The organism is Crenobacter cavernae, assembly GCF_003355495.1.
Taxonomy (GTDB): Bacteria; Pseudomonadota; Gammaproteobacteria; order Burkholderiales; family Chromobacteriaceae; genus Crenobacter; species Crenobacter cavernae.
Window position 1 is genome coordinate 3108506 of sequence record NZ_CP031337.1, and the last position, 23518, is coordinate 3132023.

Consider the following 23518-nt stretch of genomic DNA (forward strand, 5'->3'; position numbering starts at 1 on the left):
CGTTTGCTTCGACCCTCATTCGGGCGGCCTCGGCCGCCCGTTTTTTTTGACAGCCCTCAGTCGCTCGCGACGCGCCGCGCCGGCAGCGCGGCCGGCTGCAGCCAGCGCCGCAACAGCCGTGTCGCGAACGGGATGAAGACGAAGACCATCACCGGGGGTCAGGATCGCCGTGCTCGACAGCACGCGCCAGAACACCGGCAGCGCGGCCAGACGCTCGCCCAGCAGCAGCGTGAAGGCCAGCGACACCGGGAAGAAGGCCAGCCAGATCGCCACCGCCTGCTTCCAGCGCGGCGGCGCCGACGGCGCGGGGCCGAACCAGGCGTCGAGCCCACTCGCGCAGCGCACGCGACTGTCGTGCACCAGTTCGGCGCCTTCGCGCAGCCAGTCGCGCCGCTCGGCCGAGTCGGCCCAGCACGCGAGGCACGCCTCGTCGGCGAAGCGGAACACGACCTGGTATTCGTCGCCGCCCTCGGGCGGCAAGAACATTCCGGCGCCGAGAAAGCCGGCGAAGCCGGCCGCGAGGCGCTCTCCGCGCCGGGTCACGCGAGAAAGCCGCGGTAGCGCGCCGGCGCGACGCGCCGCGAAACGAGCAAGGTAACGGGTTCGATGGGCGATGCGGACATGTCGGGTTCTCCTGCTTGTCGTCGGAAGCGGGCCCACGGTGGCGGGCCGCTCAAGCCCCACCCCCGGTCGGGGCGGGCCTTAGCATTGAACAAGCAAACGCCGCTCCTGTCATTGGCCGTTCGCTATCGGCGCGTTCATTCCGGATTGACCAGCCAGGTGGGAAACGACGGCGCGGGCAGACCCCGCGACCTGACGCGCGACAGCGCGCCGGCCGACACCGGCACGCCCCAGTTCAGGAAGTGGGACGAGAGGTCGCGGCCGACGACGTCGGACAGCAATTCGAGCAGCGTGTCGGTCTGCCTCGCCTCGCTCGCGCAGATCGCGCGCTGCCCGGAGGCCGGCAGTTCGCGGTAGCGGCGGTTCAGTTGCCGGAACAGCGCCCAGCCCAGGTCAGGGAACGCGTAGCGCAGCTGGGCGAGAAAGACGAGCTTGTCGTCCTTGTCGGCGTTGCGGTCGAAGTCGAAGCCCGGACCGAGCTTGGCGATCGCCCTCGAAAAGCGCAGCGTGCCGATCAGCGCAGGCCGGCCGCGCAGCGTCTCGGCGACGTAGAGCGGGATCAGGTTCACCGTCGACTCCAGCCCGTAACGCGCCGCCCACAGGCAGAGCGCCTGGTAGTTGTGGCCGGTTTCGTGCATCACGCCCCAGTTGGTCGCCGCGTCGACGCTGGCGAGCCTCCAGTCGAGCCGCGTCATGATCGGGAAGCCGGCATGGCCGTAGCCGACGCTGATCTGCCGGTCTTCGACGAACCACTGCCGGCCGTGCAGCCTGGGATGCAGGGACGACGAGCCGTCGAAACCGGCCAGGTCCATCGCCGCTTGCTGCGCGGTGTCGTAGGCCTTCATCACGCTTTGTGCGTCTTCGAGTTCTCTGACCTGGCTCGACGGCACGACCAGCAGCGCCTTGTCGCCTTCGAGCACCGCCCACGGCGCCGGATTGTTGCGCGCGAGCGCCCAGTCGGCGTTGCTGTCGGTGCCCAGCCTGAAGCGCGGCGCCTTCACCGCGCCGGCGATCGTCAGCGGCAGCGTCACGTTGGCCGAGCCTGCCGACTCGACGATCACGAGGCCGCCATACTGGCTGCGCACGCGGTTCACGCCGGGTTTGAGCGGTACGGCAAGGCTGACGCTGGCGTAGCGGTCTACCGTCTCGCCGGGCTTCGTGCGTGCGATCACGTCGGTGTTCGCGCCGATGCGCAGCGACACGCCGGCCAGCGCGGCCGCGTCGTCCGACGCGGTGACGGTGACGACTTCGCCGGCCGGCGCGTAGAGGCCGGTCGCCAGCCAGTTCTTCGGCTTCTGGCTCCAGCCGACGTGGCTGAAGCGCGTAAAACGGCGGTCGAGCGACACGGTTTCGGTGACGCGAGGCGCGTCGGCGGGCACCTCGCCGGGGAAGGCCGACACGTCGCGCGGCGCCGGCAAGGGCTCGTCCGGCGGGGTCAGCTGGTTCACGACGTGGCGCGCGCGTTCCAGTTCGAGCGACGCGGTATCGGTCGCCGCGATCGGGTACTGGATGACGACCGACCTGCCCGCGTCGACCCGGGCGGCGAGCTCTGACAGCCGCGTCCAACGTGGCTCGAACCCCGCGTCGTTTGTCGCCACCACGACCAGCTTGTTGTCGCGCGAGAGCGTCAGCGCCGCTTCGCCGAGATGCAGACCCTGCTCGGCCAACGTCCACGGCTGCGTCCCGCTGCGGCTGTCGCAAGCGGCCAGCGCCAACGCGCCGCCGTCGCCGGGACGACCGGACAGGCACAGCGCCGGATCGCTGGCCGGCTGCACCGCCGCCGCGTCGAACACCCAGCGCTGGCGCGGATCGCTACCGTCGCACGCGGCGGCGATGACTTTGTCGGTGGGCGCCGCCGCATCGCCCGCTCGCGCGACGCACCAGCCGCGAGCGCCGGAAATCAGCAGGTCGCCCGGCAGCTGCGCGAAGGCGAACGCCGGCCAGACCAGCACGCCGGCGGCGAGCCCCTTGCCGAGCATGGCAAGCCGGGCTTGTGATCTACCCCTGATGGACGGTTGATTCAACTGCGAGTCGCTCATTGCGCCCCTCGAACGCCATCGCGCGCAGGCACGCTAAAGATCGAATGACGGCTCGTTTCCCGGCCTCAGCGCCCCTAGACCACCGCGGCCAGTCTAACGTCTTTCCTGCCCCGTTCCGGGGTGCACCGCCGTCTGCTGAACGTCGCTCGTGAAATAGGCGCCGCGCGTCGAGAAGGTGTAGTCCGCCTCGACATGCATCAGCCCGACCAGCACCAGGAGGCAAAACGGCGGCAGCAGGATCGCGACGATCAGCGCCAGCCGCTCCCAGCGCATATGCATGAAGACGGCGATGATCAGCCCGGCCTTCATCAGCATGAAGGCGACGATCAAAAACCAGCGCAGATAGCCTTCGATGCGGAAGTAGTCGACCAGATAAGACAGCGTACTGAGCACGAACAGCAGCGCCCAGACCCTCAGGTAGAGCCCGATCGGATGCTGCTGGCCGGACGCGTGCTCTGCGGCGGGAACGGTTTGCATGGCGCGGCCTCACCACAGGTAGAAGAACGCGAAGATGAACACCCATACCAGGTCGACGAAGTGCCAGTAGAGGCCGGCGATCTCGACGATCTGGTAGTTTCCACTGCGCTCGTAACGGCCCAACAGCACCTTCAGCGCGACGACAAGCAGATAGATCACGCCGGCCGAAACATGCAGACCGTGAAAGCCGGTGATCGTAAAAAAGGCGGCGCCGAACTGCGCCGCGCCCATCGCGTTGCCCCACGGCCGCACGCCTTCGTCGACGATCAGATGGGTCCACTCGAACGCCTGCAGACCGACGAAAGAGGCCCCGAACGCGGCGGTCGCCAGCATCAGCAAAGCCGTTTTCACGCGCTCGCGGCGGTAGGCGTAGTTGACCGCCATCGCCATCGTGCCGCTGCTGCTGATCAGGATGAAGGTCATGATCGCGATCAGGATCAACGGGACCGACGTGCCGCCTATCGTCAGCGCGAAGACTTCGCTCGGGTTGGGCCAGACGGCGGTGGTCGACACGCGCACCGTCATGTAGCCGACGAGGAAACAGCTGAAGACGAAGGTGTCGCTGACGAGGAAGATCCACATCATCGCCTTGCCCCACGGCACCTTGAACGCCTCGCGGTCGGCCGACCAGTCGGCGACGAAGCCCTGCCAGCCGGCGGGCGACGCGAGCAGATCTTCGCGGGAAGTCGGGGGACGTTGCGCCATGGCTCACCTCGTACGAAAACCGTGCTTCCCCCTCAGGAAGCGCCGCAAATGAAAGCGACGATGGCCGGCGTCAGGAAGGACAACGCAGCGTAGAGCACCAGCCACAGCGCGAGCAGGAAGTGCCAGTAGCGCGCGCACAAGGCGATGCTGGCCTGAACCCGCGCCGCCGCCCCGCTTAGACGGCTGTGCGCGACGGCCCGCCCCAGCGCCACCAGACCGCCTGCCAGATGCAGGCCGTGCAGACCGGTGATCAGGTAGAAAAAACCGTTGGCCGGGTTGGCCGAGGCCAGGTAGCCGAATTCGACGAGCCGCTGCCACACCCAAAGCTGCGACGCCAAGAAAGCGACGGCGAACACGGCGGTGGCGAGCAGCGCCTTGTTAAGGCTTTTTCGCTCGCCACGTCGTGCCGCTACACTCGCCCACTGCAGCGAGGCGCTACTCAAAATCAGCATAGCCGTGCTCAAACCCAGCTGCCACGGCACCGGCAGCGTCCGCCAGTCGCCGGTGCGCATGCGCATCGCGTAGGCGACGATCAACAGCGAAAAGAGCACGCCGACCACGCCGATGAAGACCGACAGCGCGACCGACTCCGGCGTGCTCTCGCGACAGGCCCGGCCAAGCCTGCCCCGCCCCGATGTCCGCATCGACGTTTCCATCATCGCTCCTCAGCCTGCCGGCCGTTCGGCCACGGCCGGGCCTTCGGGCGCGGCGTTCTGCGGCACGAAGTCGCGCTCGTCGCCGGGCACGCTGTATTCGTACGCCCAGCGGTACACCACCGGCTGCGCAGACCCCCAGTTGCCGTGGCCGGGCGGCGTCTCGGGCGTCTGCCATTCGAGCGTGGTCGCGCCCCACGGGTTGCCGCCGGCACGCCTGCCGCGAAAAGCGCTCCACGCGAGGTTGAACAGGAACAAGAGTTGCGTCGCGCCGACGATCAGCGCGGCGACGGTGATGAAGGCGTTCAGCGACTGCGCCGATGCCGGGATCGTCTGATAGCCGTCGTACGCGTAGTAGCGGCGCGGCATGCCGAGAAAGCCGAGGTAGTGCATCGGGAAGAAGATCGCGTAGGCGCCGACGAAGGTCACCCAGAAGTGCAGCTTGCCGAGCGTGTCGTTCAGCATCCGCCCGGTGACCTTGGGGAACCAGTGATAGATGCCGCCGAACACGACGAGTATCGGCGCGACGCCCATCACCATGTGGAAGTGCGCGACGACGAAATAGGTGTCCGACAAGGGGATGTCGACGCTGACGTTGCCGAGGAACAGGCCGGTCAGCCCGCCGATCACGAACATGCTGATGAAGCCGATCGCGAACAGCATCGGCACCGTCAGATGGATGTCGCCGCGCCACAACGTCAACAGCCAATTGTAGACCTTGATCGCGGTCGGGATCGCGATCACCAGCGTGGTGATCGCGAAGAAGAAGCCGAAGTACGGGTTCATGCCGCTGACGAACATGTGGTGCGCCCACACGACGACGCTCAAAACGCCGATCGCGACGATCGCCCACACCATCATCCGGTAGCCGAAGATGTTCTTCCTCGCGTGCGTGCTGATCAGGTCGGACACGATACCGAACGCCGGCAGCGCGACGATGTAGACCTCGGGATGGCCGAAGAACCAGAACAGGTGCTGGAACAGCAGCGGGCTGCCGCCCTGATAGTCGAGCTGCTGCCCCATCGACACGATCGCCGGCATGAAGAAGCTGGTGCCGAGCACCTTGTCGAACAGCATCATCACGCCGCTGACGAACAGCGCCGGAAAAGCGATCAGCGCGAGCACCGTCGCCATGAAGATGCCCCACACCGTCAGCGGCAGGCGCATCAGCGACATGCCCTCGGTGCGCGCCTGCAGCACCGTCGTCACGTAGTTGAGCCCGCCCATCGTCGCCGCGACGATGAAGATGATCAGCGACACCAGCATCAGGACGATGCCCCAGTCGGCGCCCGGCGTGCCGGGCAGGATCGCCTGCGGCGGGTACAGCGTCCAGCCGGCGCCGGTCGGCCCGCCGGGCACGAAGAAGCTCGCGACCAGCACCAGCACCGCGACCAGATACACCCAGTAGCTCAGCATGTTGAGGAAGGGAAACACCATGTCGCGCGCGCCGACCATCAGCGGGATCAGGTAATTGCCGAAGCCGCCGAGGAACAGCGCCGTCAGCAGATAGATCACCATGATCATCCCGTGCATGGTGACGAACTGGTAGTAGTGATTCGCGTCGATGAAATCGAAACGGCCGGGAAAGCCGAGCTGCAGCCGCATCAGGCTGGACAGCGCGAGCCCGACGATGCCGATCAGGATCGCCGTCAGCGTGTACTGGACGGCGATGACCTTGTGGTCCTGGCTCCAGACGTAACGCGTCCAGAAGCCGTGCGGCTCGGGGTGGCCTTCGCCGGTGGAGTAAGCCATCGTCCTCTCTCCTCGCTTGCACGGATCGCCCGTCACTCGCCGCCGCTCACGGCATTTTTGCCCAGGCCCGCGATGTAGGCGCCGATCGCGTCGACGTCGGCATCGTCAAGCGCGAACGGCGGCATGATAGGCGCGTAGCCCTTCACGAGCTTGGCCGCCGGCTTGCGGATCGATTCGGCGATATAGGCCTGGTCGGCGACGAGGCGGCTGCCGTCGGCCAGGGTCACGGTCCTCCCGAACAGCCCCTTCCAGCCCGGACCGACGCTCGCGCTGCCGTCGACGCTGTGGCAGGCGAAACAGCCGCGCGCCTCGGCGATGCCACGGCCCTGCTCGGCCGCGCTCATCGCGGCCTTCACGGCCCGCGCGCCGGCGAAGGTCGGCTGCGCTTTCAGCCACGCGCGGAAAGCCGCCCCGTCCTCGACCACCACCTCGCCGCGCATATTGGAGTGGCCGACGCCGCACAGCTCGGCGCACAGGATCTCGAAGCGGCCGGCCTTGGTCGGCGTGAACCAGAAATACGTGACCATGCCCGGCACCATGTCCATGCGCGCGCGAAACGGCGGCACGAAGAAGCCGTGCAGCACGTCTTTCGAGCGCAGCAGCACCTTTATCGGCCTGCCCAGCGGCAGGTGCACTTCCGAGCCCGCCACCAAGACATCGTCGCGGCCGCGAAAGTCGGCGGGATTCAGCCCGAAAGGATTGTCGGCGCCGACATACTGCGCGCCGGATGCGCCGAGCCGGCCGTCTTCGCCGGGAAAGCGGAAGCTCCACTGCCACTGCTGGCCGACCACCTCGAGCACCCACGCGTCCTTCGGCGGCGTGACGTATTCGGCGTAGACGAGCAGCCCCGGCGCCAGCATCGCGACGATGCCGACGGCGGTGATGCCGGTCAGCCAGCGCTCGAGCTTCCTGTTTTCGGGTTCGTAGGCGGCGCGATGGCCGGCGCGGTGGCGATAGCGGATCAGCGCGTAGGCGATGAAGACGTTGATGGCGACGAAGACGGCGCCGGTGATGACGAGCGTGATGATCAGCGTGTTGTCGATCTGGCCCCAATTGGACGCGAGCGGCGTGAGCCACCACGGGCTCAGCGCGTGGAACAGCAGGGCGGCGACGGCGATGCCGATCAAGACGATTGCGAGTGCCATGTGCTGTCGCCCCTCTCCCGTCGTCGCCGAGGCCGCGCGCTCAGGGCCCGGCCAACCTTGGGACCGCGCACGCCGCGCCCGCCCCGCCTTTCTCAACTTAGCACATCGATCGCAGCGGGCATGAAAACAACGATGTCTGCTTGCCAGACGCAAAAACCGGCGCGGGAATTGCGTCGAAAACGCGGATCGTGGCGGGGGGTCTTTCGAGGAGAGCGGCGCGTCCGGTACGCGGAGGACCCCGGGTTTGAAGCGTCAAACGGCGGGGTATATATATAAAGGTATCGCCGGGGCGGTTCTCTACCGCCTTGTTTTCAATCGGCATCCGGGAGGTGCGGCCATGCTCAAACGGAAACGGATCTACTACCTGATCCCCGATCTACCCAGCGCGCAGCGGATGATGAACGACCTCCTGCTCGCCCGGATCGAGGAAAGACACATCCACTTCCTCGCGCGCGAAGGCGCGGACCTCTCCAGCCTGCACCGCGCCAACCTGCTGCAAGAATCGGACATCGTGCACGGCGCCGAAATGGGCCTCGCTGTCGGCGGCGCAACCGGCCTGTTCGCCGGGCTGGTCGCGGCCTTCTTCATGCTGTCGGGCAGCGGCCTGCCATGGGGCGGCGTGGTGCTGGCGACCTGCCTGCTCGGCGCGTTGTTCGGCGCGTGGACGGCGAGCATGATAGGCAGTTCGGCCCCCAACAGCCGGCTCAAACCGTTCCGCGCGGCGATCGAACGCGGCCAGATCCTGTTGATGGTCGACGTGCGCTACGACCAGGTCGAAGACATCGAGCAACTGCTGCGCAAGATCCACCCCGAAGCGCACCTTGAGGGCACCGAGCCGACGATCCCGGCCTTCCCGTAGCGATAAGCTTGGCCGAGCCCCCGGCCATGAAGGACAAAGCGCCCGGCAGCTTGCGGGCGCTTTTTGCTGGGCTCGGCCACCCCCTTGTCCAGCGCGCGCGCGACGGACGATAATGGCGCGCAGTCCCTGCCCTACCCGTTCCAGGAAGCCCCCGTGGGAAAACACATCGACAAGATCGTTCTCGATCCGCAACGCACTCGCGAACTCATAGACGACGGCTACCGCTACGCGGTGGTGGTGATCGACGGCTACGGCGACATCGCCACCGGCGACGTCATCAGCGTGCACAAGCTGCTCGAAGTCGCGCAACGCAAGGCCAACTACACCGGCCACTGGGCGGTCCAGCCGCTCGATAACTATCTGTAGGCTCGGCCAACGTCAGCCAGCATCGCACCCAGGCCCACCCGCACCGCGCGCGGCGTAGGGGCCGAGTCCCGGCGGTGGTTGACGCGTCGATCCGCGCCGGTTATAGTTCATCCCTCTCGCACGACGCCGGGCAGCAAGCCGGCGCGGGCAGCAGTTTTCTGGGGGTATAGCTCAGCTGGGAGAGCGCTTGCATGGCATGCAAGAGGTCAGCGGTTCGATCCCGCTTACCTCCACCAGACAGAACCCGAGGCTCAGGCCTCGGGTTTTTTCTTTGTCCGTTCTCGAAGACTTCACCCCCTTCCTGCATCACGCCACCCTGCGAGCCCCTCTTGAAGGCGCTTGAGCAACAGCGGGACCGCGCACCCCGGCCTCACCTTCTCAGCCACACCGCCCCCGCCTTCTGACGGAATGAAAAACGCCCGGCAACCCCGGGCGTCTCGACGTTCGACCTTGACCTAGCCTACAGGCCGAACAGGTGGCCGAGCTTGTCGGCCTTGGTGTCCAGGTACTTGTCGTTGTACGGGTTGCGGCCAACTTCGAGCGGCACGCGCTCGACCACCTCGATGCCGACGCGCTTGAGCGTGTCGATCTTGCGCGGGTTGTTGGTCATCACTCGCACCTTGCAGATCTTGAGCTCGGCCAACATGTCGCGCGCGATGCGGAAGTCGCGCGCGTCGGCCGGAAAGCCGAGCTGCTCGTTCGCCTCTACCGTATCGGCGCCGCCGTCCTGCAGCCGGTACGCGCGGATCTTGTTGATCAGGCCGATGCCGCGCCCTTCTTGTCTGAGATAAAGCAAGGCGCCGCGGCCTTCCTTGGCGATCGCCTCGAGCGCGGCGGCGAGCTGGAAACCGCAATCGCAGCGCAGCGAGAACAGCGCATCGCCGGTCAGGCATTCGGAGTGCAGCCTCACCAGCGCCGGTTCGCCGTCGCCGAAGTCACCCAGCGTCAGCGCGACGTGTTCCTTGCCGCTACCGGCTTCCTCGAAGCCGTGCATGGTGAATTCGCCCCACTGCGTGGGCAGCTTGCAACGGGCGACATGGCGGACGGCGGCGGAGTGCTCTTGCATGGTGTGTTCCTGCTGAAATCTTGTCTGGCGATAAAGAGGCCCGATGGTAACGGGCTTGGCCGGGGAAGAAAAGCCGACGGCGTCATTCGGGGGTCCCAGTGAGCGCCGGCCCCACCCTACCGCTTGGGACAAAAAAAATGCCCCGGGGTTGCCGGGGCAAGAGAAACGTCGGTAACTACACCGACTGCGCGGGGTTCTGTACGGGCTTACTTGAGCTCGCCCTTGGCCTTGTCGAGCGCGGCCACGGCGCATTGCTCGTCGAGATGGCCGCCGGGGGCGCCGCCGACGCCGATCGCGCCGATCACCTCGTTGCCAACTTTTACCGGCACCCCGCCACCCAAGAGCAGGAAGCCGGGGATATCGGTCAGGTTCTGTGCGCCCGGATTCTTCTGGGCGGTTTCCATCATGGCCGACGTCGGGCTCTTCGCCGACGCGGCGGTGTACGCCTTCTTCAGGCTGGAGTCGATCGTGTGCGGGCCGGCGTTGTCGGCGCGCAGCAGCGCCTTGACCTGGCCTGCGCGGTCGACCACGGCCGCGGTCACGGCGTAGCCCTTGTCCTTGCAAGCGGCGACGGTGTTGGCCGCCAGCGTCTGCGCGAGGTTGGCCGAGATAGTCTTCTCGGTGCGCACCTCGGCGTGGGCGGCGAAAGCGGCGCTCAGCAGTGCGGCGGTCAGCAGGATCTTCTTCATCTCTTTGTCTCCATCTCTGGTTGATAGCGTAGTCGCCGGCGGGTCCGGCGCCTATCCGTTCGACTACGCGAGGGCATCCGTAATATTACGGATGTAATCGCATGAATGCCGCTAAATTACAAGGGTATACCCTGAAATTCGCCGAAAACACGCTTAGGACTCGGACAACAGGCCGCAATAGCTGCGGATCAGCTGCACCAGCGACTCGACCTCGAGCTTGGAAAAGAGATGAGCGCGGTGCGTCTCGACGGTGCGCGGCGACAGGCCGAGTTCCTTGGCGATCTGCTTGGTCGACAGGCCCTCGGCCATCAAGACGAACACCTCGCGCTCGCGCTCGGACAGCCGCTCGAACTTCTGGCGCGCCTCGAGCGACACGCGCTGCTTCTCGCGCGTCGCGATGTGCTGCTTGACCGCCTTTTGCAAGGTGTCGAGGAAGAGCTGGTCGTCGATCGGCTTTTGCAGGAACTCCATCGCGCCGGTCTTGAACGCGCGCCGGCACAGATCGACGCTGCCGTGGCCGGTGATCATCACCACCGGGTGGGTGACGCGCGCCTTGTCGAGGCGCTCTAGCACCTCGAAGCCGCCCATGCCCGGCATGCGGATGTCGAGCACGACGCAGCCGATCGCGTTCGCGTCGTAGGCGGCGAGAAAATCCTCCGGCCGGGCGAACGCCTCGACCTGCAGGCCGACGGTGCGGATCAACAGCGACAGGCCCTGCCGCACCGCTTCGTCGTCGTCAACCAGATAGATGATCGGGGAGTGATCCATGGTAGCGGTCTTCCTTGGTTTCTACGCGCGGCAGGGTCACGACGAAGCGCGCCCCGCCGACGGCTCGGTTGTCGGCGGCGACCACCCCGCCCATTTCGCCGATCAGCGTCTCGCAGATCGACAGCCCCAGCCCCATGCCGGTCTGGCGGGTGGTGAAGAAGGGTTCGAACAGGCGCGGCAGCACCTCGGGCGGGATGCCCGGGCCGCGGTCGCTGACGGTCAGCATGACTTCCTTGCCGCGCGACACGACGGCCAGCTCGATCAGCCGGCGCTCGGGCGGCGTGTCGCGCATCGCCTCGAGCGCATTGGAGAGCAGGTTGTGGATCACCTGCTCGAGCGCGACGCGGTCGGCGCGCACGAAGAGGCTGTCGTCGCGGCGGTTGAATTTCACCCTGACCTCGCGCTTGCGGCATTCGGGCTCGACGAGGAACACCGTCTCGTCGACCACCTGTGCCAGCGCCAGGATCTGCGTGCGGCGCGCCTCGCGCGGACGCAGCACGTCTTCGCGCAGGCGCGCGATGATCTCGCCGGCGCGCTTGGCCTGCGTCACCGACAGAGACAGCGCCTCGCGGATCAGCGCGGTGTCGGGCTCTTCGTCGTCGAGCACCCTGAGCGACGCCTGGCAGTTGGCGAGGATGGACGTCAAGGGCTGGTTCAGTTCGTGCGCCATGCCGGCGGCCATCTCGCCGAGCGTGTTGAGCCGCGCGACCTGGACGAAGCGCGCCTGGCGCCTGGCGCGCAGCACCGTCTGGCGCTGGTCGAGGAAGGCGTTCAGCCCCCACAGGATGAAGCCGGTGGCCAGCGCCAGGCTCGCCACCGTCGCCCACGGCAGCTGTTTCGGCAGGATGCGCGTCTCGGCCTGCATCAGCATCGGCTGGCTTACGCTGGCGAGGTTGCGCGTGAGCACGAGGCGTACCGCGAGGGGCGCGTCCGGGCCGGCCTGCACCAGCGGGATCGTGCCGTGGCCGTCGCGCAGCAGCACCGGCTTCAGCGTGTTCGGCCATTCGTTGCCGGCGACGAAGCGCGCCGGGTCGAGCCACAAGGCGTAGGCGGCGCCGTCGTCGCGGGTACGCACCAGCCAGTAGCGCGCCGGGCGGCCGGAAAAACGCGTCATCACGCTGCGCGACAGCGTCGCGCTCTTCGCGTAGGCCTCGGCCAACTCAGACGGCGCGGCGCGGCCGCTCGAGAGCCGCCAGCCGCGCCCGGGCAGCGAGAAGGCGATGTCGGCGATCTGCGGGTAGATCGCGGCCAGCTGCGCGTCGAGCCTCTCGAGCGCCTCGGGCGTGTCGGCGCGCGGGTGCGCCGCGACCAGCGTGTTGAGCACCGCGTCGAGCTCTACCGCCTCCTGGCTCAACAGCCGGTGCGCGATGCGCGCGTCCTGCTCGAACTGCAATTCGAGCGCGTCGAGCCGGTTGCCCATCATCAGGCCGGCGAACACCGCCTGGATGAACACCCACAGCAGCACCAGCTGCAGTTGGCGGCTCATGCGATGTCCTTCGCCGCGAAGCGCCGGAACGCCTCGGGCCGCAGCGCTACCGGCACGCGAGCGCCGACGACGGGCGGCTCGGCCAACGCCGCCGCCTCGCGCAGCGACAGCTCGACGATAAAGCGCCCCTCGGGCAGCGCGACCTCGAGCGTCAGCCCGTCGGCGCGCGGCGTCAAAGCGACGACCTCGGCCAAGGTCTGCCCACCCAGCTGTAGCGCCTGCTGCGGCCAGTAGCCTTGGCCGGTGACGTTGGCGAGCCCGAGAAAGCGCGCGACACGCTCGTTCGCCGGCGCGGCCATCAGCTCGGATGCCGGCGCGATCTGCGCGATGCGGCCGGCGTCGAGCACCGCGACGCGGTCGGCCATCGCCAGCGCCTCGTCTCTATCGTGCGTGACAAGCAAAGCCGGGATGTTCGCCTCGGCCAACCTCTGGCGCGTCGCCGCCTGTAACGATGCTCTAAGATGCGCGTCGAGGCTGGAGAACGGTTCGTCGAGCAGCATCAGCCGCGGGTCGGTAGCCAGTGCCCTCGCCAGCGCGACGCGCTGCTTCTCGCCGCCGGACAAGGCCCCGATGCGGCGCGCCTCGAAACTGGCCAGCCCTACCGCTTCGAGCTCGGCCCTCGCGCGTTCGCGCGCGGCCTTTTTCGGTACGCGCCGCTCTGCGAGGCCGAACATCACGTTATCGAGTACCGACAGATGCGGGAATAGCGCGAAGTCCTGGAACATCAGCGCGAAGCCGCGCCTCTCCGCCGGCAGCATGTCGATGCGTTCTTTATTGAAATAAATCGCTCCCGCATCCGGCGCGACGAGGCCGGCGACCATATTGAGCAGCGTGCTCTTGCCGCAACCGGACGGTCCGAGCAGCGCGACGAGTTCGCCCGGCGCGAGCTTGAGCGACACCGAATCGGCGACGACGCGTTCACCGTAGCGCTTGGACAGCTCAGCGAGTTCGAGCATGGGCGGCCTGCCTTTCGATCAGCCAGAACGCGATGAGCGACAGCGCCATCAGCAAGGTGGCGAGCGCTTGCGCGGCGGCAGCCGAGCCCGGTCGGCCGAGAAGCTGGTAGATCAGCGTCGTCAGCGTCAGCCATTCGGGACGCGACAGGAACAGCGTGACGGCGAACTCGCCGACCGCCGTCGCCGCGGCGAACGCGAGGCCGCGCGACAGCGCCGGGCGCATGAGCGGCCAACGTACGCGCCAGAAAGCGCGCCACGGACTCGCACCCAGAGTGCGAGCCGCACGCGCCAGCTCCGGCGGCTCGGCGTCGAGCGCGGCGGCGAGGCTCTTGGCGACGAAGGGATAGGCGAGCAAGAGGTAGGCGCCGATGAGCAGCGGCAGGCTCGCCGTGAACTCGGGGTAGAGCAACAAGAGGCCGAAGGCGACGCACACCGGCGACACGATGAACGGCAAAAACGCCGCCGCGCGCCAGAACACCGAACGCCGCGCGGCCAGCGCGTGCGCGACGCCGAACAGGCCGGCGAGCAAGGCGGTCGTCGCCGTGAAGCGCAGCGTGTTGAACAGCGCGAGCCGCCCTTCCTCGTTCCACAGCCCCATCCACACGTCCCAGCCGGCCGCCAGACCCGAGGCGGCGACCGCCGCGAGCGGCGCGAAGCTGACGAAGGCCAGCGTCGCCAAGGCCGCTGCGAGCCCCAGATGCTCGGCCAACGTTTGCGGTTTTTGCGGCGCCAAGGGTTCGACCTTGAGCGCGACCGACAGCCGTTTCTCGCGCCACGCGTACGCGAGCGCGACCGCGCCGCTGGCGACGAGGTTGACCAGCGCCAACAGGCCGGCGTCGGCGAAGTTCAGCTCGTAGGCGACCAGCGTGTAGATCTCGACCTCTACCGTCGCGTAGCGCTGGCCGCCAAGCAAGAGCGCGAGGCCGAAGCCGGCGAAGCAATAGACGAACACCAGGCACAGCGCCGACGCGAGCCACGGCCGCACCAGCGGCCATTCGACGCGCAAGAACGCGCGCACGCGGCTCGCGCCGAGCGTCCGCGCGGCAGCCAGTTGCGACGCGGGTACCGCGGCGAAACCGTCGACGCCGGCGCGCACCACCAGCGGCAGGTTGTAGAACAGGTTGCCGTAGAGCAAGAGCCAAGGCGTGTCCTGCAGGTTGATTCCGGCGACGCCGTGCGGGCCGAAGATCGCGAGCACGCCGATCGCGGCGACCAGCGTCGGCATCACGAAGGGCAGCATCAGCGCGCGCAGCACGAAGGTACGCAGCGTGAAGTCGAAGCGCGCGAGCGCCCACGACAGCGGCAGGCCGATCGCCAGCGCCAGCACGCAGGTCACGCCGGCCTGGATGAACGACCACGCGAGCCGCCAGCCCAGATACGGATCGACCAGCAGCGCGAAGTCGAAGCCGCCGGCGCCCTCGGCCAACACGCGAACGAGGGGCGCGACGAGGCCCGCGGCGAGCAAGATCGCCGGCGGCACGATCAGCGCGCGGCTTAGCACCATCAACGGCCGCCCTTGATCACCACGCGCGTCCAGCGGCTCACCCAGCGCTGCGCGTTTTCATCGATCTTCGCCGCGTCGACCGGCTTCACGCCGGCCGGCTGCGGCGCGAAGCGGAACACCGGCGCCAGCGCCGTGCCCGGCACCGCCGGGTACATCCACATGCCGGTCTGCAGCGCCTTTTGCACCGGCGCGCTCTGCAGCCAGGCGACGAAACGCTTGGCCGCCGCCGGCTCGCGCCCGCCCTTGACCGGCGCCGCGCCCTCGATCTGTAGAAAACTGGCGCCGGGCAGCGGCAGGCTCGCGGTCGGCGCGTCGTTCAGCTTTTCCTTGCCGTAGAACACCTCGGCCGCCGGGCTCGTCGCGTAGCTGACGACGATGGGCCGCGCGCCACCGTTCTTCGAGAAGTCGGTGTAGTAGGCCTCGCTCCAGCCCTTGGCAACCTTGAGGCCGTTGTCGCGCAGCTTCGCCCACCACGCGAACGCCGCCTCCTCGCCCATCGCGTCGACGGTCGCGACGAGGAAGGCGAGTCCGGGGCTCGACGTCGCCGGGTTCTGCACGACGAAGAGGTCCTTGTACGCCGGCGTGGCGAGCTCGGCCAACGTTCTGGGCAGGGCTTTCTTGTTCTTCGCGAACCACGCCTTGTCTACGTTCAGCGTGACCACGCCGTAGTCGACGGCGGCGAGACCGCCCGGCAGCGTGTACACGGTTTTGACGGTCGGCGCCGCGTCGAGCACGCCGGCCTTGATCGCCTTGGCGGCCAGCGTGTTGTCGATGCCGTAGACGACGTCGGCGATGGGATTGGCGCGCATCAGGATCAGCTTGTTCAGCATCTCGCCCGCGTCGCCGGCCTTGATCACCGTCAGCTTCACGCCGGCCTGACGCTCGAAGTCGGCGATCAAGGGCTTGGGCAGCTCGAACGAGGCGTGCGTCATCAGGCGCAGCTCGGCCGCCTTCACGGACAGGCTGGACAGTGCGAGCAGGGAAAGCAGCAGCGCGGGCGCGACGCGGCGCAAGGTGATCATCGGCAGACTCCCGGAACGGAACCCCCGCGCACGACGCGCGCGGGCAAACCCCGAGTATACCGCGACGTGCAGCGCCGCTGCCCGCGCCTATGGATGGCGGACTCAGTAGCAGCACGGTTCAGGCGCTTGGCCGCTGCGAAAACCCTTCGGGAACCGGCACCGCGGCGTCGGCGACGTCTACCTGCGTCACGTGCGCGCCGGGCGGGCCTTCGTGCGTCCAGGCGATGAAGGCGGCGACCGAGTCAGCGTCGCCGCAGGCGAGCGCCTCTACCGTGCCGTCGCGCCGGTTGCGCACCCAGCCGCTCACACCGAACCGCTCAGCCTCGGCCACCGCGCTGGCGCGGTAATACACGCCCTGCACCCTGCCGTGGATAGTCAGACGCTTGCACAGCGTGTTCATTTCGCTTCCCCGGTCTTCAAAGTCTCCGCCTTCAGTGTCGCCACCAGTTCGGCCGCCGGCAAGGCGCGGCTCTTCGCGGCGCCCTGCCCCGCCCACAACGACAAGAGATCGGCGCGACCCTGCTCCGCCGCCGCGGCGCGCATGGGGCCGGTCAGCGCGTTCATCAGCGGGTAAGCCGGCAGGCGCGCTTCGAGCCCGGCCAGGCGTTCCATATAGGCGTTGGACAGGCCGCGCGCATAGCGGCCGGAAAACGCACGCGTCAGCCGTGTCGCGGTGTCGCCGGCCTCGGCCAACTTCGTCTTCCACAGCGCCGACACGCCCGACTCGGGGCAGCGCAGGAACGCGGTGCCGAGCTGCGCGCCGGCCGCGCCGAGCGCGAGGCAGGCGGCGATGTCGCGCCCGCCCATCAGCCCGCCGGCGGCGATCACCGGCACCGGCAGGCTCGCGGCCAGTTGCGACACTAAAGGCAGCGTGCCGATCAGCGCGTCGCGCTCGTCGCCGATGAAGGTGCCGCGATGGCCGCCGGCCTCGGCGCCCTGCGCGCACACCGCGTCGGCGCCGGCCGCGACCCACGCTTCGCCCTCGGCCAGATGCGTCGCGGTGCCGACCACCGTGATGCCCGCCGCGTGCAGCCGTTCGATTTGATCCTTGTCGAGGGCGCCGAAGGTGAAGCTCGCCACCGCCGGCCGCGCGGCGATCAGCGCGTCGAGCTGCTCGGCGAACGGCTGGCACCAGCGCGCAGGCCGTTCAGGCGGCGCGATGCCCAGCTCGGCATGAAACGGCGCGAGTGCTTCGAGAGCCAGCGCGATGGCGGCCTCGTCGACCCGAGGCGCGTCGAGCACGAACAGGTTGATGGCGAAAGGCCGGACGGTGAGCGCGCGGATCGCCGCGCACTGCGGCCCGATCGCCTCGGGCGACAGCAAGGCGGCGGCGAGCGAGCCGAGCGCCCCGGCCTGGCTGACGGCGGCGACCAGCGCCGGCGTCGTCGCGCCGCCGGCCATCGGCGCCTGGATCAGCGGGAAGTCGATGTCGAGAAGGGGACACAACGGAGAAGGAAAAGCCATCGCTAACTCCTGCGGGGGACGATGCTCTCATCATGCGCGGCCGGCGCGCACACGCCAAGCACGGCTATCCCTGAGCCTGCGGGCGATCCACGCATGCCGGCTCCAACGCAAACGTCCGGCTCCGTGCCGGGCGTTTGCGTTGGCCGAGCGATCACCAGTGCGCATGGAAGTGGTTCACCGGGTGGATGCCGGCGACGGTCAGTACGTTGGGAATCACCATCGGGCGGACAAGGTTGGCCGAGCTCGGCCAAGCCTGGCCTTACGCGACCGCGAGGCGCCGGTACGGTAAGCGCGCCGAGTAGCGCGCGACGAGGACGCCGAATATCACCGCCAGCGCCCCCACCCATGGGTTGTAACGGATCGACACGAACTCTAAGGTCAAACCGCCGACCGCGGCGCCCATCGAGATGCCGAAATTCAGCGCGGCGAGGTTCAGCCCGAGCTGGATGCCGGCGGTCTCGGGCGACGTCGACGTGATGTAGTGCTGCACCGACGGCGTCGACCCCCAGGCCGACATCCCCCACAGCATCACCACCGGCAGCACCAGCCACAGGCTCGCCGCGGCGAACGGCAGCAGCGCGAGCGCCAAGGCCAGCGCACAGCCGGCGCCGGTCACCGAACGCACGCCGCCCCAGCGGTCGCTGCTGTAGCCGCCGAGGAAGCCGCCGGTCATGCCGGCCGCGCCGAACGCGAGGTAGACGACGCTCATCCAGCGCGAATCGAGGCCGACCACCTGCTCCATGAACGGCGCGAGGAAGGCGTACATCGCGAAGTGGCCCCACATCAGGAGGAAGGTCACCGTGTGCGCCGACAACAGCTTGGCGCTCCGCAAGGTGCGCAGCTGCTGCGACAGCGGCACCGCGCCGCTGCCCTGCACCTTCGGCAGCCAGCGCCACACGCCGACGAAGGCGAGCGCGGCGAAGACCACCGTCAGCACGTACATCGCGCGCCAGCCTATCTGTTCGGCGACCAGGATGCCGAGCGGCACGCCGAGCACGATCGAGCTGCTGATGCCCATCGCCGCGAGCGCGATCGCGCGGCCACGGAACGCCGGGTCGGCGATCTGCGCGGCGAGCGCGAACGCGGTGCTGCACATCAGGCCGCCGGCGGCCGCCTGCACGACGCGCGCGGCCATCTGTTCGGCGAAGGTCGGCGCGAACACGCCCCACAGCGTGCCGGCGGCGAACACCGCGAGCGTGATCATCAGCACGCGGCGGCGCTCGAAGCGCGCGGTCAGCACTTGCAGCACCGGCGCGGCGATCGCGAACGTCAGCGAGAACAGGCCGAGCATCTGCCCGGCGACGCTGACCGACACCGACAATTCTTCGGCGATGCGGCTCAGGATGCCGGCCGGGAACATCTCGACCAGGCCCATCGAGAAATTCACGAAAGCGAGTAGATAGATCCTCTTGTCCATGACCATCCAGCTGGCTGCGCCCGCCTCGCCACCATGGCGTCACGCGAGCGGTCCAGACATCGGATGATTGTCCGGGAAGCGATGCGTTTGCAATATCCGTACTGATACTGAAGGCGCCGGATTCGTTGCAGACCGGTCGTGCGACCGGTAGCAACGATCAGAATCGGGAAGGTTCGGGCAGAAACGCCCGTGGGGACGACAAGAAGACGCGCCGGAGCCGGCAGCGTGGGGACTTACGAGGCGACGGTGACGAAGGCGTTGCCCGGGTAGACGGCGCTGGCGTGGCCGAGCGGCGAGCGGAAGGTGACTTCGAACTTGCTGCCGACCGGTTTGACGTCTAGCACTTCGAAATGGATGACCTTGCCGTTCAGCCAGTCGCGGATGGTGACACCGGGTTTCAGTTGGTTGATGCGCATTAACTTCTCCTTGGACAGACGATGCGGGCGGTACCTGCCGCCCGTCTTTTCTAAAACAACAGCATATCAGACACGATATAACGAAAAACTTCCTTTAGCCAGACCAACTTAACAAATATTTATGACATGCCCGTTTCACGAAAGGGAATAAGAAAGCCCGCCGGCTAGACGCCGGCGGGCTTTCAACGTTGGCCGAGGTTTCGGCCTTAGTCGGCGATCAGCCGATGCGCATCCCCGGCTCAGCGCCTTCGTCGGCGTCCAAGAGGAACAGGCCCGACTGATCGTCGGCACCCGACGCGCAGACGATCATGCCGCTGGAGGTGCCGAAGCGCATCTTGCGCGGCGCGAGGTTGGCGACGACGACGACCTTGCGGCCGACTAGTTTCTCGGGTTCCTGGTAGGCCTTGCGGATGCCCGACAGGATGTTGCGTTGCTCGAAGCCGAGGTCGACGGTGAACTGCAACAGCTTGTCCGAGCCGTCGACGAACTGGCACGCCAGCACCTTGCCAATTCTCAAATCCAGCTTGGCGAAGTCGTCGAAGGCGATGGTGTCGGCGACGGGCTCGAATTGGCCGGCGGCGGCCGGCGCGGTCAGGGTTTCCATGCTTTGTTTGTTCGCTTCGGTCAGTTTTTCGATCAGCACCGGATCGATGCGCTGCATCAGGTGCTGGTAGGGCATGATGGTGTGGCCCAAGAGCAGGCTGTCGGCGTCGCTCCAGTTCAGCGACGACACGTTCAGGAACGCCTCGACGCCCTCGGCCAACTTCGGCAGCACCGGCTTCAGGTAAATCGCCAACAGGCGGAAGGCGTTGATCAGCACGGTGCAGACCTCGGCCAGGCGCGCGTCCTGCCCTTCCTGCTTGGCCAGTTCCCACGGCTTGTTCGCGTCGACGTAGGCGTTGACGACGTCGGCCAGGGCCATCACATCGCGCAGCGCCTTCGCGTATTCGCGCGCCTCGTAGGCGGCGGCGATACTCGCCGCCTCGGCCTGCAGCCTGGCGAGGATCTCGGTGTCGCCGACGCTGTCGGCCAGCTTGCCGCCGAAGCGCTTGGTGACGAAGCCGGCGGCGCGGCTCGCGATGTTGACGAACTTGCCGACGAGGTCGCTATTCACGCGGGCGACGAAGTCGTCGAGCGACAGGTCGATGTCCTCGATGCGCGCGTTCAGCTTGGCGGCGACGTAGTAACGCATCCATTCCGGGTTCAGGCCGACGTCCAGGTAGGACTTCGCGGTGATGAAGGTGCCGCGCGACTTCGACATCTTGTGGCCGTCGACGGTCAGGAAGCCGTGCGCGAACACGCCGGTCGGCGCGCGCAGGCCCGCGAAATGCAGGATCGCCGGCCAGAACAGCGCGTGGAAGTACAGGATGTCCTTGCCGATGAAGTGGTAGAGCTCGGCCTTCGAATCGGCGCCGAAGTAGGCGTCGAAGTCGAGGCCGGTGCGGTCGCACAGGTTCTTGAACGACGCCATATAGCCGATCGGCGCGTCGAGCCATACGTAGAAGTACTTGCCCGGCGCGTCCGGAATCTCGAAGCCGAAGTAAGGCGCGTCGCGGCTGATGTCCCAGTCGTGCAGGCCGCCGTCGATCCACTCGTTCATCTTGTTGAGCGACTCGGCCTGCAGGTGCGGCTGGGTTTCGCCGTCGCTGCGCAGGCTCGAACCCGCCGTCCAGCCTTTGAGATAATCGGCGCAATCACCGAGGCGGAAAAAGTAGTGCTCGGAGCTCTTGAGCACCGGCGTCGCGCCGGACACCGCCGAGTACGGATTTTTAAGCTCGGTCGGGCTGTAGGTCGCGCCGCATACCTCGCAGTTGTCGCCGTACTGGTCCTTGGCCGAGCACTTCGGGCATTCGCCCTTCACGAAGCGGTCGGGCAGGAACATCTGTTTTTCCGGGTCGAACAACTGCTCGATGGTGCGCGAGACGATCTTGCCGTTGTTTTTCAGCGTGCGGTAGATGCTCTCGGCGTAGTGCCTGTTTTCCGGGCTGTTGGTGCTGTAGTAGTTGTCGTGGCCGATATGAAAGCCGGTGAAGTCGGCCAGGTGCTCGGCCTTCACGCGTTCGATCAGCGCCTCCGGGGTGATGCCCTGCTTTTCGGCTGCCAGCATGATCGGCGTGCCGTGCGTGTCGTCGGCACAGACGTAATGGCAGTCGTGGCCGCGCATCTTCTGGAAGCGCACCCAGACGTCGGTCTGGATGTGTTCGACCATGTGGCCGAGGTGGATCGCGCCGTTGGCGTAAGGCAGCGCGCTGGTCACCAGAATCTGGCGTTTTTGGCTCATGCCGGGGCTCCCCTAATGAATTGGAATCGCTGAAATCGCAAACCGCCAAGTATAGCAGCAGTTAATGGCCCGCCCGGGTGCTCGGCCGGCCGAGCCCTACCCTGCCGGGCTTACAGGTCGCGGTATTTCGTCGACACGCCCCTGGCCTTGTCGACCGGATAGCGCGTCTCGTTGATCGCCAGCTTGTCGATGACGGATTGATATAGATCGACGCCGGCCGCGTCGGACAGCATCAGCAGATACATCATCACGTCGGCGCATTCGTGCGCGAGCGCCTGGCGGGCGTCCGGCTCGGTCGCTAAGCGCTCGGCCAACCCTTGTTCGGTCTGCCACTGCGTGAATTCGAGCAGCTCGGCCGCCTCGAGATTCAGGCTGACGATCAGGTTGAACGCCGAGTGAAAACGCTGCCAATCGCGTGCGTCGCGGAACGCGCGGCAGCGCGCCAAGAGGTCGGCGAGTGTCGCCTGGTCCATGAGTGCTCCCCAATGAAAAGCTTGGCCGAGACAGAGCGAAGGCATGCTCGGCCAACCTTGTGGTTTCTCGCAGCGGCTCAGGCCGTCTGGTCTGCCAGCTTTCCGTCGCGGCGGTCGCGCATCGCGCCGGCGACCACGCGCCGCGACAGGCGCCAGAACGCGAACGTGCACGCGAGCGACAGCACCGCGTAGCCGAAGGGACCGACGCTGAAGTAGCCGTGCTTGAACACCTCGATGCCGACCGCGTATACGCCCATCGACAGCATGCCGATCGTCGCCGCGACCGTGCCCTTGCTGACGTCGCTCGCGGTCAGCGCGAAACGGTACAGCACGGCGTACGACAGCCCCTCGCCGAAGGCCATCAGGCTGACGCCGGCCATCAGGCCGAGCCCGGCCGCCAACGGCGGCAACAGGCTGGTCGCGACCATCACGGCGACGCCGAGCAGCAAAAAGAACTGGCCGTAGACCACCGAGCGGCCGAGCGGCACCTTGTCGGCAAGGCGCACGAGCGTGAGGTTGCCGAATATCAGCGCGCCGAACACCGGGATCTGCGCGAGGCCGTAGTCGACCGGACTCATGTCGGCGCCCTCCATCAGCAACACCGGCGACAGCGCGATCCAGCCCAACAGCGGCAGCGACATCAAGGGCAGCACCAGCGTCGCGGCGAGAAAGCGCCGGTTGCTCAGCAGCGCGCGGTAGTCGCCGGCGACGCTGCCGACCGACAGCTTGCCCGCCGGCTTCGCTACTGTTTCCGGCATCTTACGGAGCAGCCCCAGCCACGACACGAAGGCGCAGGCGGCGATCAGGCCGAACACCATGCGCCACGGCCAGTGCGCGATCAGCGCGGCGCCGGCGAGCGGGCCGACCAAGGGCGCGATCAGCGCGACGTTGGCCATCAACGCGGTCACCTTGACCGCGGCGTTTTCCTCGAATGCCTCCTGCACCGACGCGTAACCGATCGCGGTGATGAAGCACAGCCCCATGCCCTGCAGCACGCGCAGCGCCATGAAGCTCTCGATGCTCTGTGAGAAGAAGGTCGCGACGCAGGACACCACGAAGAAGGCGGCGCCGAACAGCATCACCGGACGGCGGCCGATGCGGTCGGACAAGGGGCCGAGCAGCCACTGCAGCATCGCGCCGCCGACGAGGTAGGCGGTCAGCGACGACGGCACCCAGCCGGAATCGACACCGAACTCGGACACGACCGCCAGCATGCCCGGCTGGATCATGTCGTTGCCGATGTAGACGGAGAATTCGAACAGCACCAGCGCCAGCGGGAACCACAGCGTGGCGCGGGTCAGCGCGGAGATTTTTTGCATAAGGTATCCATACGTAAAGAACAGAAAGCCGCCGGGCTCT

The 23518-nt window shown here is 67.3% G+C and carries 23 protein-coding genes and 1 tRNA gene; 3 read left to right on the forward strand and 21 right to left on the reverse strand.

All coding sequences use genetic code 11. The annotated features are described in order from the left end of the window. Window positions 1-15 precede the first annotated feature (15 nt). The 7 genes from DWG20_RS15055 to DWG20_RS15085 all read right to left on the reverse strand — a co-directional run bounded on the left by DWG20_RS15055 (window position 16) and on the right by DWG20_RS15085 (window position 7392). Window positions 16-543 carry a putative antibiotic biosynthesis monooxygenase gene (locus tag DWG20_RS15055; RefSeq protein WP_220271971.1) on the reverse strand — a complete coding sequence of 176 codons (528 nt, stop codon included), beginning with the start codon at window positions 541-543 and terminating at the stop codon, window positions 16-18. A gap of 215 nt (window positions 544-758) precedes the next feature. After that, a complete protein-coding gene (locus DWG20_RS15060) occupies window positions 759-2660 on the reverse strand; it encodes a M60 family metallopeptidase (RefSeq protein ID WP_115434560.1) in 1902 nt (633 codons plus the stop codon). A 93-nt stretch (window positions 2661-2753) separates the two neighbouring features. After that, window positions 2754-3137, reverse strand: coding sequence for a cytochrome C oxidase subunit IV family protein (locus DWG20_RS15065; protein ID WP_115434561.1), 384 nt, complete (start codon window positions 3135-3137; stop codon window positions 2754-2756). A 9-nt stretch (window positions 3138-3146) separates the two neighbouring features. After that, complete coding sequence (locus tag DWG20_RS15070) at window positions 3147-3842, reverse strand: heme-copper oxidase subunit III family protein (RefSeq protein WP_115434562.1); 696 nt, start codon at window positions 3840-3842, stop codon at window positions 3147-3149. A gap of 32 nt (window positions 3843-3874) precedes the next feature. Beyond that, entirely contained in the window at window positions 3875-4498 is a 624-nt protein-coding gene (locus tag DWG20_RS15075; RefSeq protein ID WP_220271972.1) for a cytochrome c oxidase subunit 3, read from the reverse strand. A 9-nt stretch (window positions 4499-4507) separates the two neighbouring features. Beyond that, window positions 4508-6247, reverse strand: a complete 1740-nt coding sequence (gene ctaD / locus DWG20_RS15080) for a cytochrome c oxidase subunit I (protein ID WP_115434564.1) — start codon at window positions 6245-6247, stop codon at window positions 4508-4510. Window positions 6248-6279: 32 nt separating this feature from the next. Then, window positions 6280-7392 carry a c-type cytochrome gene (locus tag DWG20_RS15085; protein ID WP_115434565.1) on the reverse strand — a complete coding sequence of 371 codons (1113 nt, stop codon included), beginning with the start codon at window positions 7390-7392 and terminating at the stop codon, window positions 6280-6282. A 337-nt stretch (window positions 7393-7729) separates the two neighbouring features. Here DWG20_RS15085 and DWG20_RS15090 point away from each other — a divergent pair, with 337 nt between their 5' ends. The 3 genes from DWG20_RS15090 (at window position 7730) to DWG20_RS15100 (ending at window position 8853) form a co-directional block, all read left to right on the forward strand. Continuing rightward, window positions 7730-8251 (forward strand): DUF1269 domain-containing protein, encoded by a 522-nt coding sequence (locus DWG20_RS15090; protein ID WP_115434566.1) that lies wholly within the window; start codon window positions 7730-7732, stop codon window positions 8249-8251. A 153-nt stretch (window positions 8252-8404) separates the two neighbouring features. Continuing rightward, entirely contained in the window at window positions 8405-8617 is a 213-nt protein-coding gene (locus DWG20_RS15095) for a hypothetical protein (RefSeq protein ID WP_115434567.1), read from the forward strand. A 160-nt stretch (window positions 8618-8777) separates the two neighbouring features. After that, window positions 8778-8853 (forward strand) — tRNA-Ala (locus tag DWG20_RS15100). Window positions 8854-9077: 224 nt separating this feature from the next. Here DWG20_RS15100 and ribA read toward each other — a convergent pair. The 14 genes from ribA to DWG20_RS15170 form a co-directional block, all read right to left on the reverse strand. Beyond that, complete coding sequence (ribA, locus tag DWG20_RS15105; protein ID WP_115434568.1) at window positions 9078-9683, reverse strand: GTP cyclohydrolase II; 606 nt, start codon at window positions 9681-9683, stop codon at window positions 9078-9080. 206 nt (window positions 9684-9889) lie between these two features. Then, window positions 9890-10372, reverse strand: coding sequence for a GlcG/HbpS family heme-binding protein (locus DWG20_RS15110; RefSeq protein WP_115434569.1), 483 nt, complete (start codon window positions 10370-10372; stop codon window positions 9890-9892). 153 nt (window positions 10373-10525) lie between these two features. Then, a complete protein-coding gene (locus DWG20_RS15115; RefSeq protein ID WP_115434570.1) occupies window positions 10526-11140 on the reverse strand; it encodes a response regulator transcription factor in 615 nt (204 codons plus the stop codon). Next, a complete protein-coding gene (locus tag DWG20_RS15120) occupies window positions 11109-12626 on the reverse strand; it encodes a sensor histidine kinase (RefSeq protein ID WP_115434571.1) in 1518 nt (505 codons plus the stop codon). Before DWG20_RS15120 ends, DWG20_RS15115 begins: the two co-directional genes overlap by 32 nt. After that, window positions 12623-13582, reverse strand: coding sequence for an ABC transporter ATP-binding protein (locus tag DWG20_RS15125; RefSeq protein ID WP_115434572.1), 960 nt, complete (start codon window positions 13580-13582; stop codon window positions 12623-12625). The genes DWG20_RS15120 and DWG20_RS15125 overlap by 4 nt, the downstream gene beginning before the upstream one ends. Continuing rightward, window positions 13566-15086 carry an ABC transporter permease gene (locus DWG20_RS15130; protein ID WP_115434573.1) on the reverse strand — a complete coding sequence of 507 codons (1521 nt, stop codon included), beginning with the start codon at window positions 15084-15086 and terminating at the stop codon, window positions 13566-13568. The genes DWG20_RS15125 and DWG20_RS15130 overlap by 17 nt, the downstream gene beginning before the upstream one ends. Next, window positions 15086-16108, reverse strand: a complete 1023-nt coding sequence (locus tag DWG20_RS15135; RefSeq protein WP_115434574.1) for a thiamine ABC transporter substrate-binding protein — start codon at window positions 16106-16108, stop codon at window positions 15086-15088. Before DWG20_RS15135 ends, DWG20_RS15130 begins: the two co-directional genes overlap by 1 nt. 118 nt (window positions 16109-16226) lie before the next feature. Next, complete coding sequence (locus DWG20_RS15140) at window positions 16227-16508, reverse strand: acylphosphatase (protein ID WP_115434575.1); 282 nt, start codon at window positions 16506-16508, stop codon at window positions 16227-16229. After that, on the reverse strand, window positions 16505-17572 hold the full coding sequence (locus DWG20_RS15145) for an NAD(P)H-dependent flavin oxidoreductase (protein ID WP_115434576.1): 1068 nt from the start codon (window positions 17570-17572) through the stop codon (window positions 16505-16507). The genes DWG20_RS15140 and DWG20_RS15145 overlap by 4 nt, the downstream gene beginning before the upstream one ends. A gap of 259 nt (window positions 17573-17831) precedes the next feature. Continuing rightward, the gene (locus DWG20_RS15150; protein ID WP_181880942.1) at window positions 17832-18989 is read right to left on the reverse strand and encodes an MFS transporter; all 1158 of its coding nucleotides are present in this window, start codon (window positions 18987-18989) and stop codon (window positions 17832-17834) included. 233 nt (window positions 18990-19222) lie between these two features. Continuing rightward, window positions 19223-19405, reverse strand: coding sequence for a hypothetical protein (locus DWG20_RS15155; RefSeq protein ID WP_115434578.1), 183 nt, complete (start codon window positions 19403-19405; stop codon window positions 19223-19225). A 217-nt stretch (window positions 19406-19622) separates the two neighbouring features. Next, the gene (gene metG, locus DWG20_RS15160; protein ID WP_115434579.1) at window positions 19623-21686 is read right to left on the reverse strand and encodes a methionine--tRNA ligase; all 2064 of its coding nucleotides are present in this window, start codon (window positions 21684-21686) and stop codon (window positions 19623-19625) included. Window positions 21687-21796: 110 nt separating this feature from the next. Then, complete coding sequence (locus DWG20_RS15165) at window positions 21797-22159, reverse strand: nucleotide pyrophosphohydrolase (RefSeq protein WP_115434580.1); 363 nt, start codon at window positions 22157-22159, stop codon at window positions 21797-21799. 77 nt (window positions 22160-22236) lie between these two features. Then, a complete protein-coding gene (locus DWG20_RS15170; RefSeq protein ID WP_115434581.1) occupies window positions 22237-23478 on the reverse strand; it encodes an MFS transporter in 1242 nt (413 codons plus the stop codon). Window positions 23479-23518 lie beyond the last annotated feature (40 nt).

What these genes read in the sequence shown, in the direction of transcription:
- DWG20_RS15060 (WP_115434560.1), bottom strand. Translation starts at nt 2,660, where the DNA reads ATGAGCGACTCGCAGTTGAATCAACCGTCCATCAGGGGTAGATCACAA.
- DWG20_RS15135 (WP_115434574.1), bottom strand. Translation starts at nt 16,108, where the DNA reads ATGATCACCTTGCGCCGCGTCGCGCCCGCGCTGCTGCTTTCCCTGCTC.
- DWG20_RS15070 (WP_115434562.1), bottom strand. Translation starts at nt 3,842, where the DNA reads ATGGCGCAACGTCCCCCGACTTCCCGCGAAGATCTGCTCGCGTCGCCC.
- DWG20_RS15145 (WP_115434576.1), bottom strand. Translation starts at nt 17,572, where the DNA reads ATGGCTTTTCCTTCTCCGTTGTGTCCCCTTCTCGACATCGACTTCCCG.
- DWG20_RS15155 (WP_115434578.1), bottom strand. Translation starts at nt 19,405, where the DNA reads ATGCGCATCAACCAACTGAAACCCGGTGTCACCATCCGCGACTGGCTG.
- DWG20_RS15130 (WP_115434573.1), bottom strand. Translation starts at nt 15,086, where the DNA reads ATGGTGCTAAGCCGCGCGCTGATCGTGCCGCCGGCGATCTTGCTCGCC.
- ctaD (WP_115434564.1), bottom strand. Translation starts at nt 6,247, where the DNA reads ATGGCTTACTCCACCGGCGAAGGCCACCCCGAGCCGCACGGCTTCTGG.
- DWG20_RS15075 (WP_220271972.1), bottom strand. Translation starts at nt 4,498, where the DNA reads ATGGAAACGTCGATGCGGACATCGGGGCGGGGCAGGCTTGGCCGGGCC.
- DWG20_RS15110 (WP_115434569.1), bottom strand. Translation starts at nt 10,372, where the DNA reads ATGAAGAAGATCCTGCTGACCGCCGCACTGCTGAGCGCCGCTTTCGCC.
- ribA (WP_115434568.1), bottom strand. Translation starts at nt 9,683, where the DNA reads ATGCAAGAGCACTCCGCCGCCGTCCGCCATGTCGCCCGTTGCAAGCTG.
- DWG20_RS15170 (WP_115434581.1), bottom strand. Translation starts at nt 23,478, where the DNA reads ATGCAAAAAATCTCCGCGCTGACCCGCGCCACGCTGTGGTTCCCGCTG.
- DWG20_RS15125 (WP_115434572.1), bottom strand. Translation starts at nt 13,582, where the DNA reads ATGCTCGAACTCGCTGAGCTGTCCAAGCGCTACGGTGAACGCGTCGTC.
- DWG20_RS15140 (WP_115434575.1), bottom strand. Translation starts at nt 16,508, where the DNA reads ATGAACACGCTGTGCAAGCGTCTGACTATCCACGGCAGGGTGCAGGGC.
- DWG20_RS15090 (WP_115434566.1), top strand. Translation starts at nt 7,730, where the DNA reads ATGCTCAAACGGAAACGGATCTACTACCTGATCCCCGATCTACCCAGC.
- DWG20_RS15150 (WP_181880942.1), bottom strand. Translation starts at nt 18,989, where the DNA reads ATGGACAAGAGGATCTATCTACTCGCTTTCGTGAATTTCTCGATGGGC.
- DWG20_RS15115 (WP_115434570.1), bottom strand. Translation starts at nt 11,140, where the DNA reads ATGGATCACTCCCCGATCATCTATCTGGTTGACGACGACGAAGCGGTG.
- DWG20_RS15165 (WP_115434580.1), bottom strand. Translation starts at nt 22,159, where the DNA reads ATGGACCAGGCGACACTCGCCGACCTCTTGGCGCGCTGCCGCGCGTTC.
- DWG20_RS15065 (WP_115434561.1), bottom strand. Translation starts at nt 3,137, where the DNA reads ATGCAAACCGTTCCCGCCGCAGAGCACGCGTCCGGCCAGCAGCATCCG.
- DWG20_RS15085 (WP_115434565.1), bottom strand. Translation starts at nt 7,392, where the DNA reads ATGGCACTCGCAATCGTCTTGATCGGCATCGCCGTCGCCGCCCTGCTG.
- DWG20_RS15120 (WP_115434571.1), bottom strand. Translation starts at nt 12,626, where the DNA reads ATGAGCCGCCAACTGCAGCTGGTGCTGCTGTGGGTGTTCATCCAGGCG.
- metG (WP_115434579.1), bottom strand. Translation starts at nt 21,686, where the DNA reads ATGAGCCAAAAACGCCAGATTCTGGTGACCAGCGCGCTGCCTTACGCC.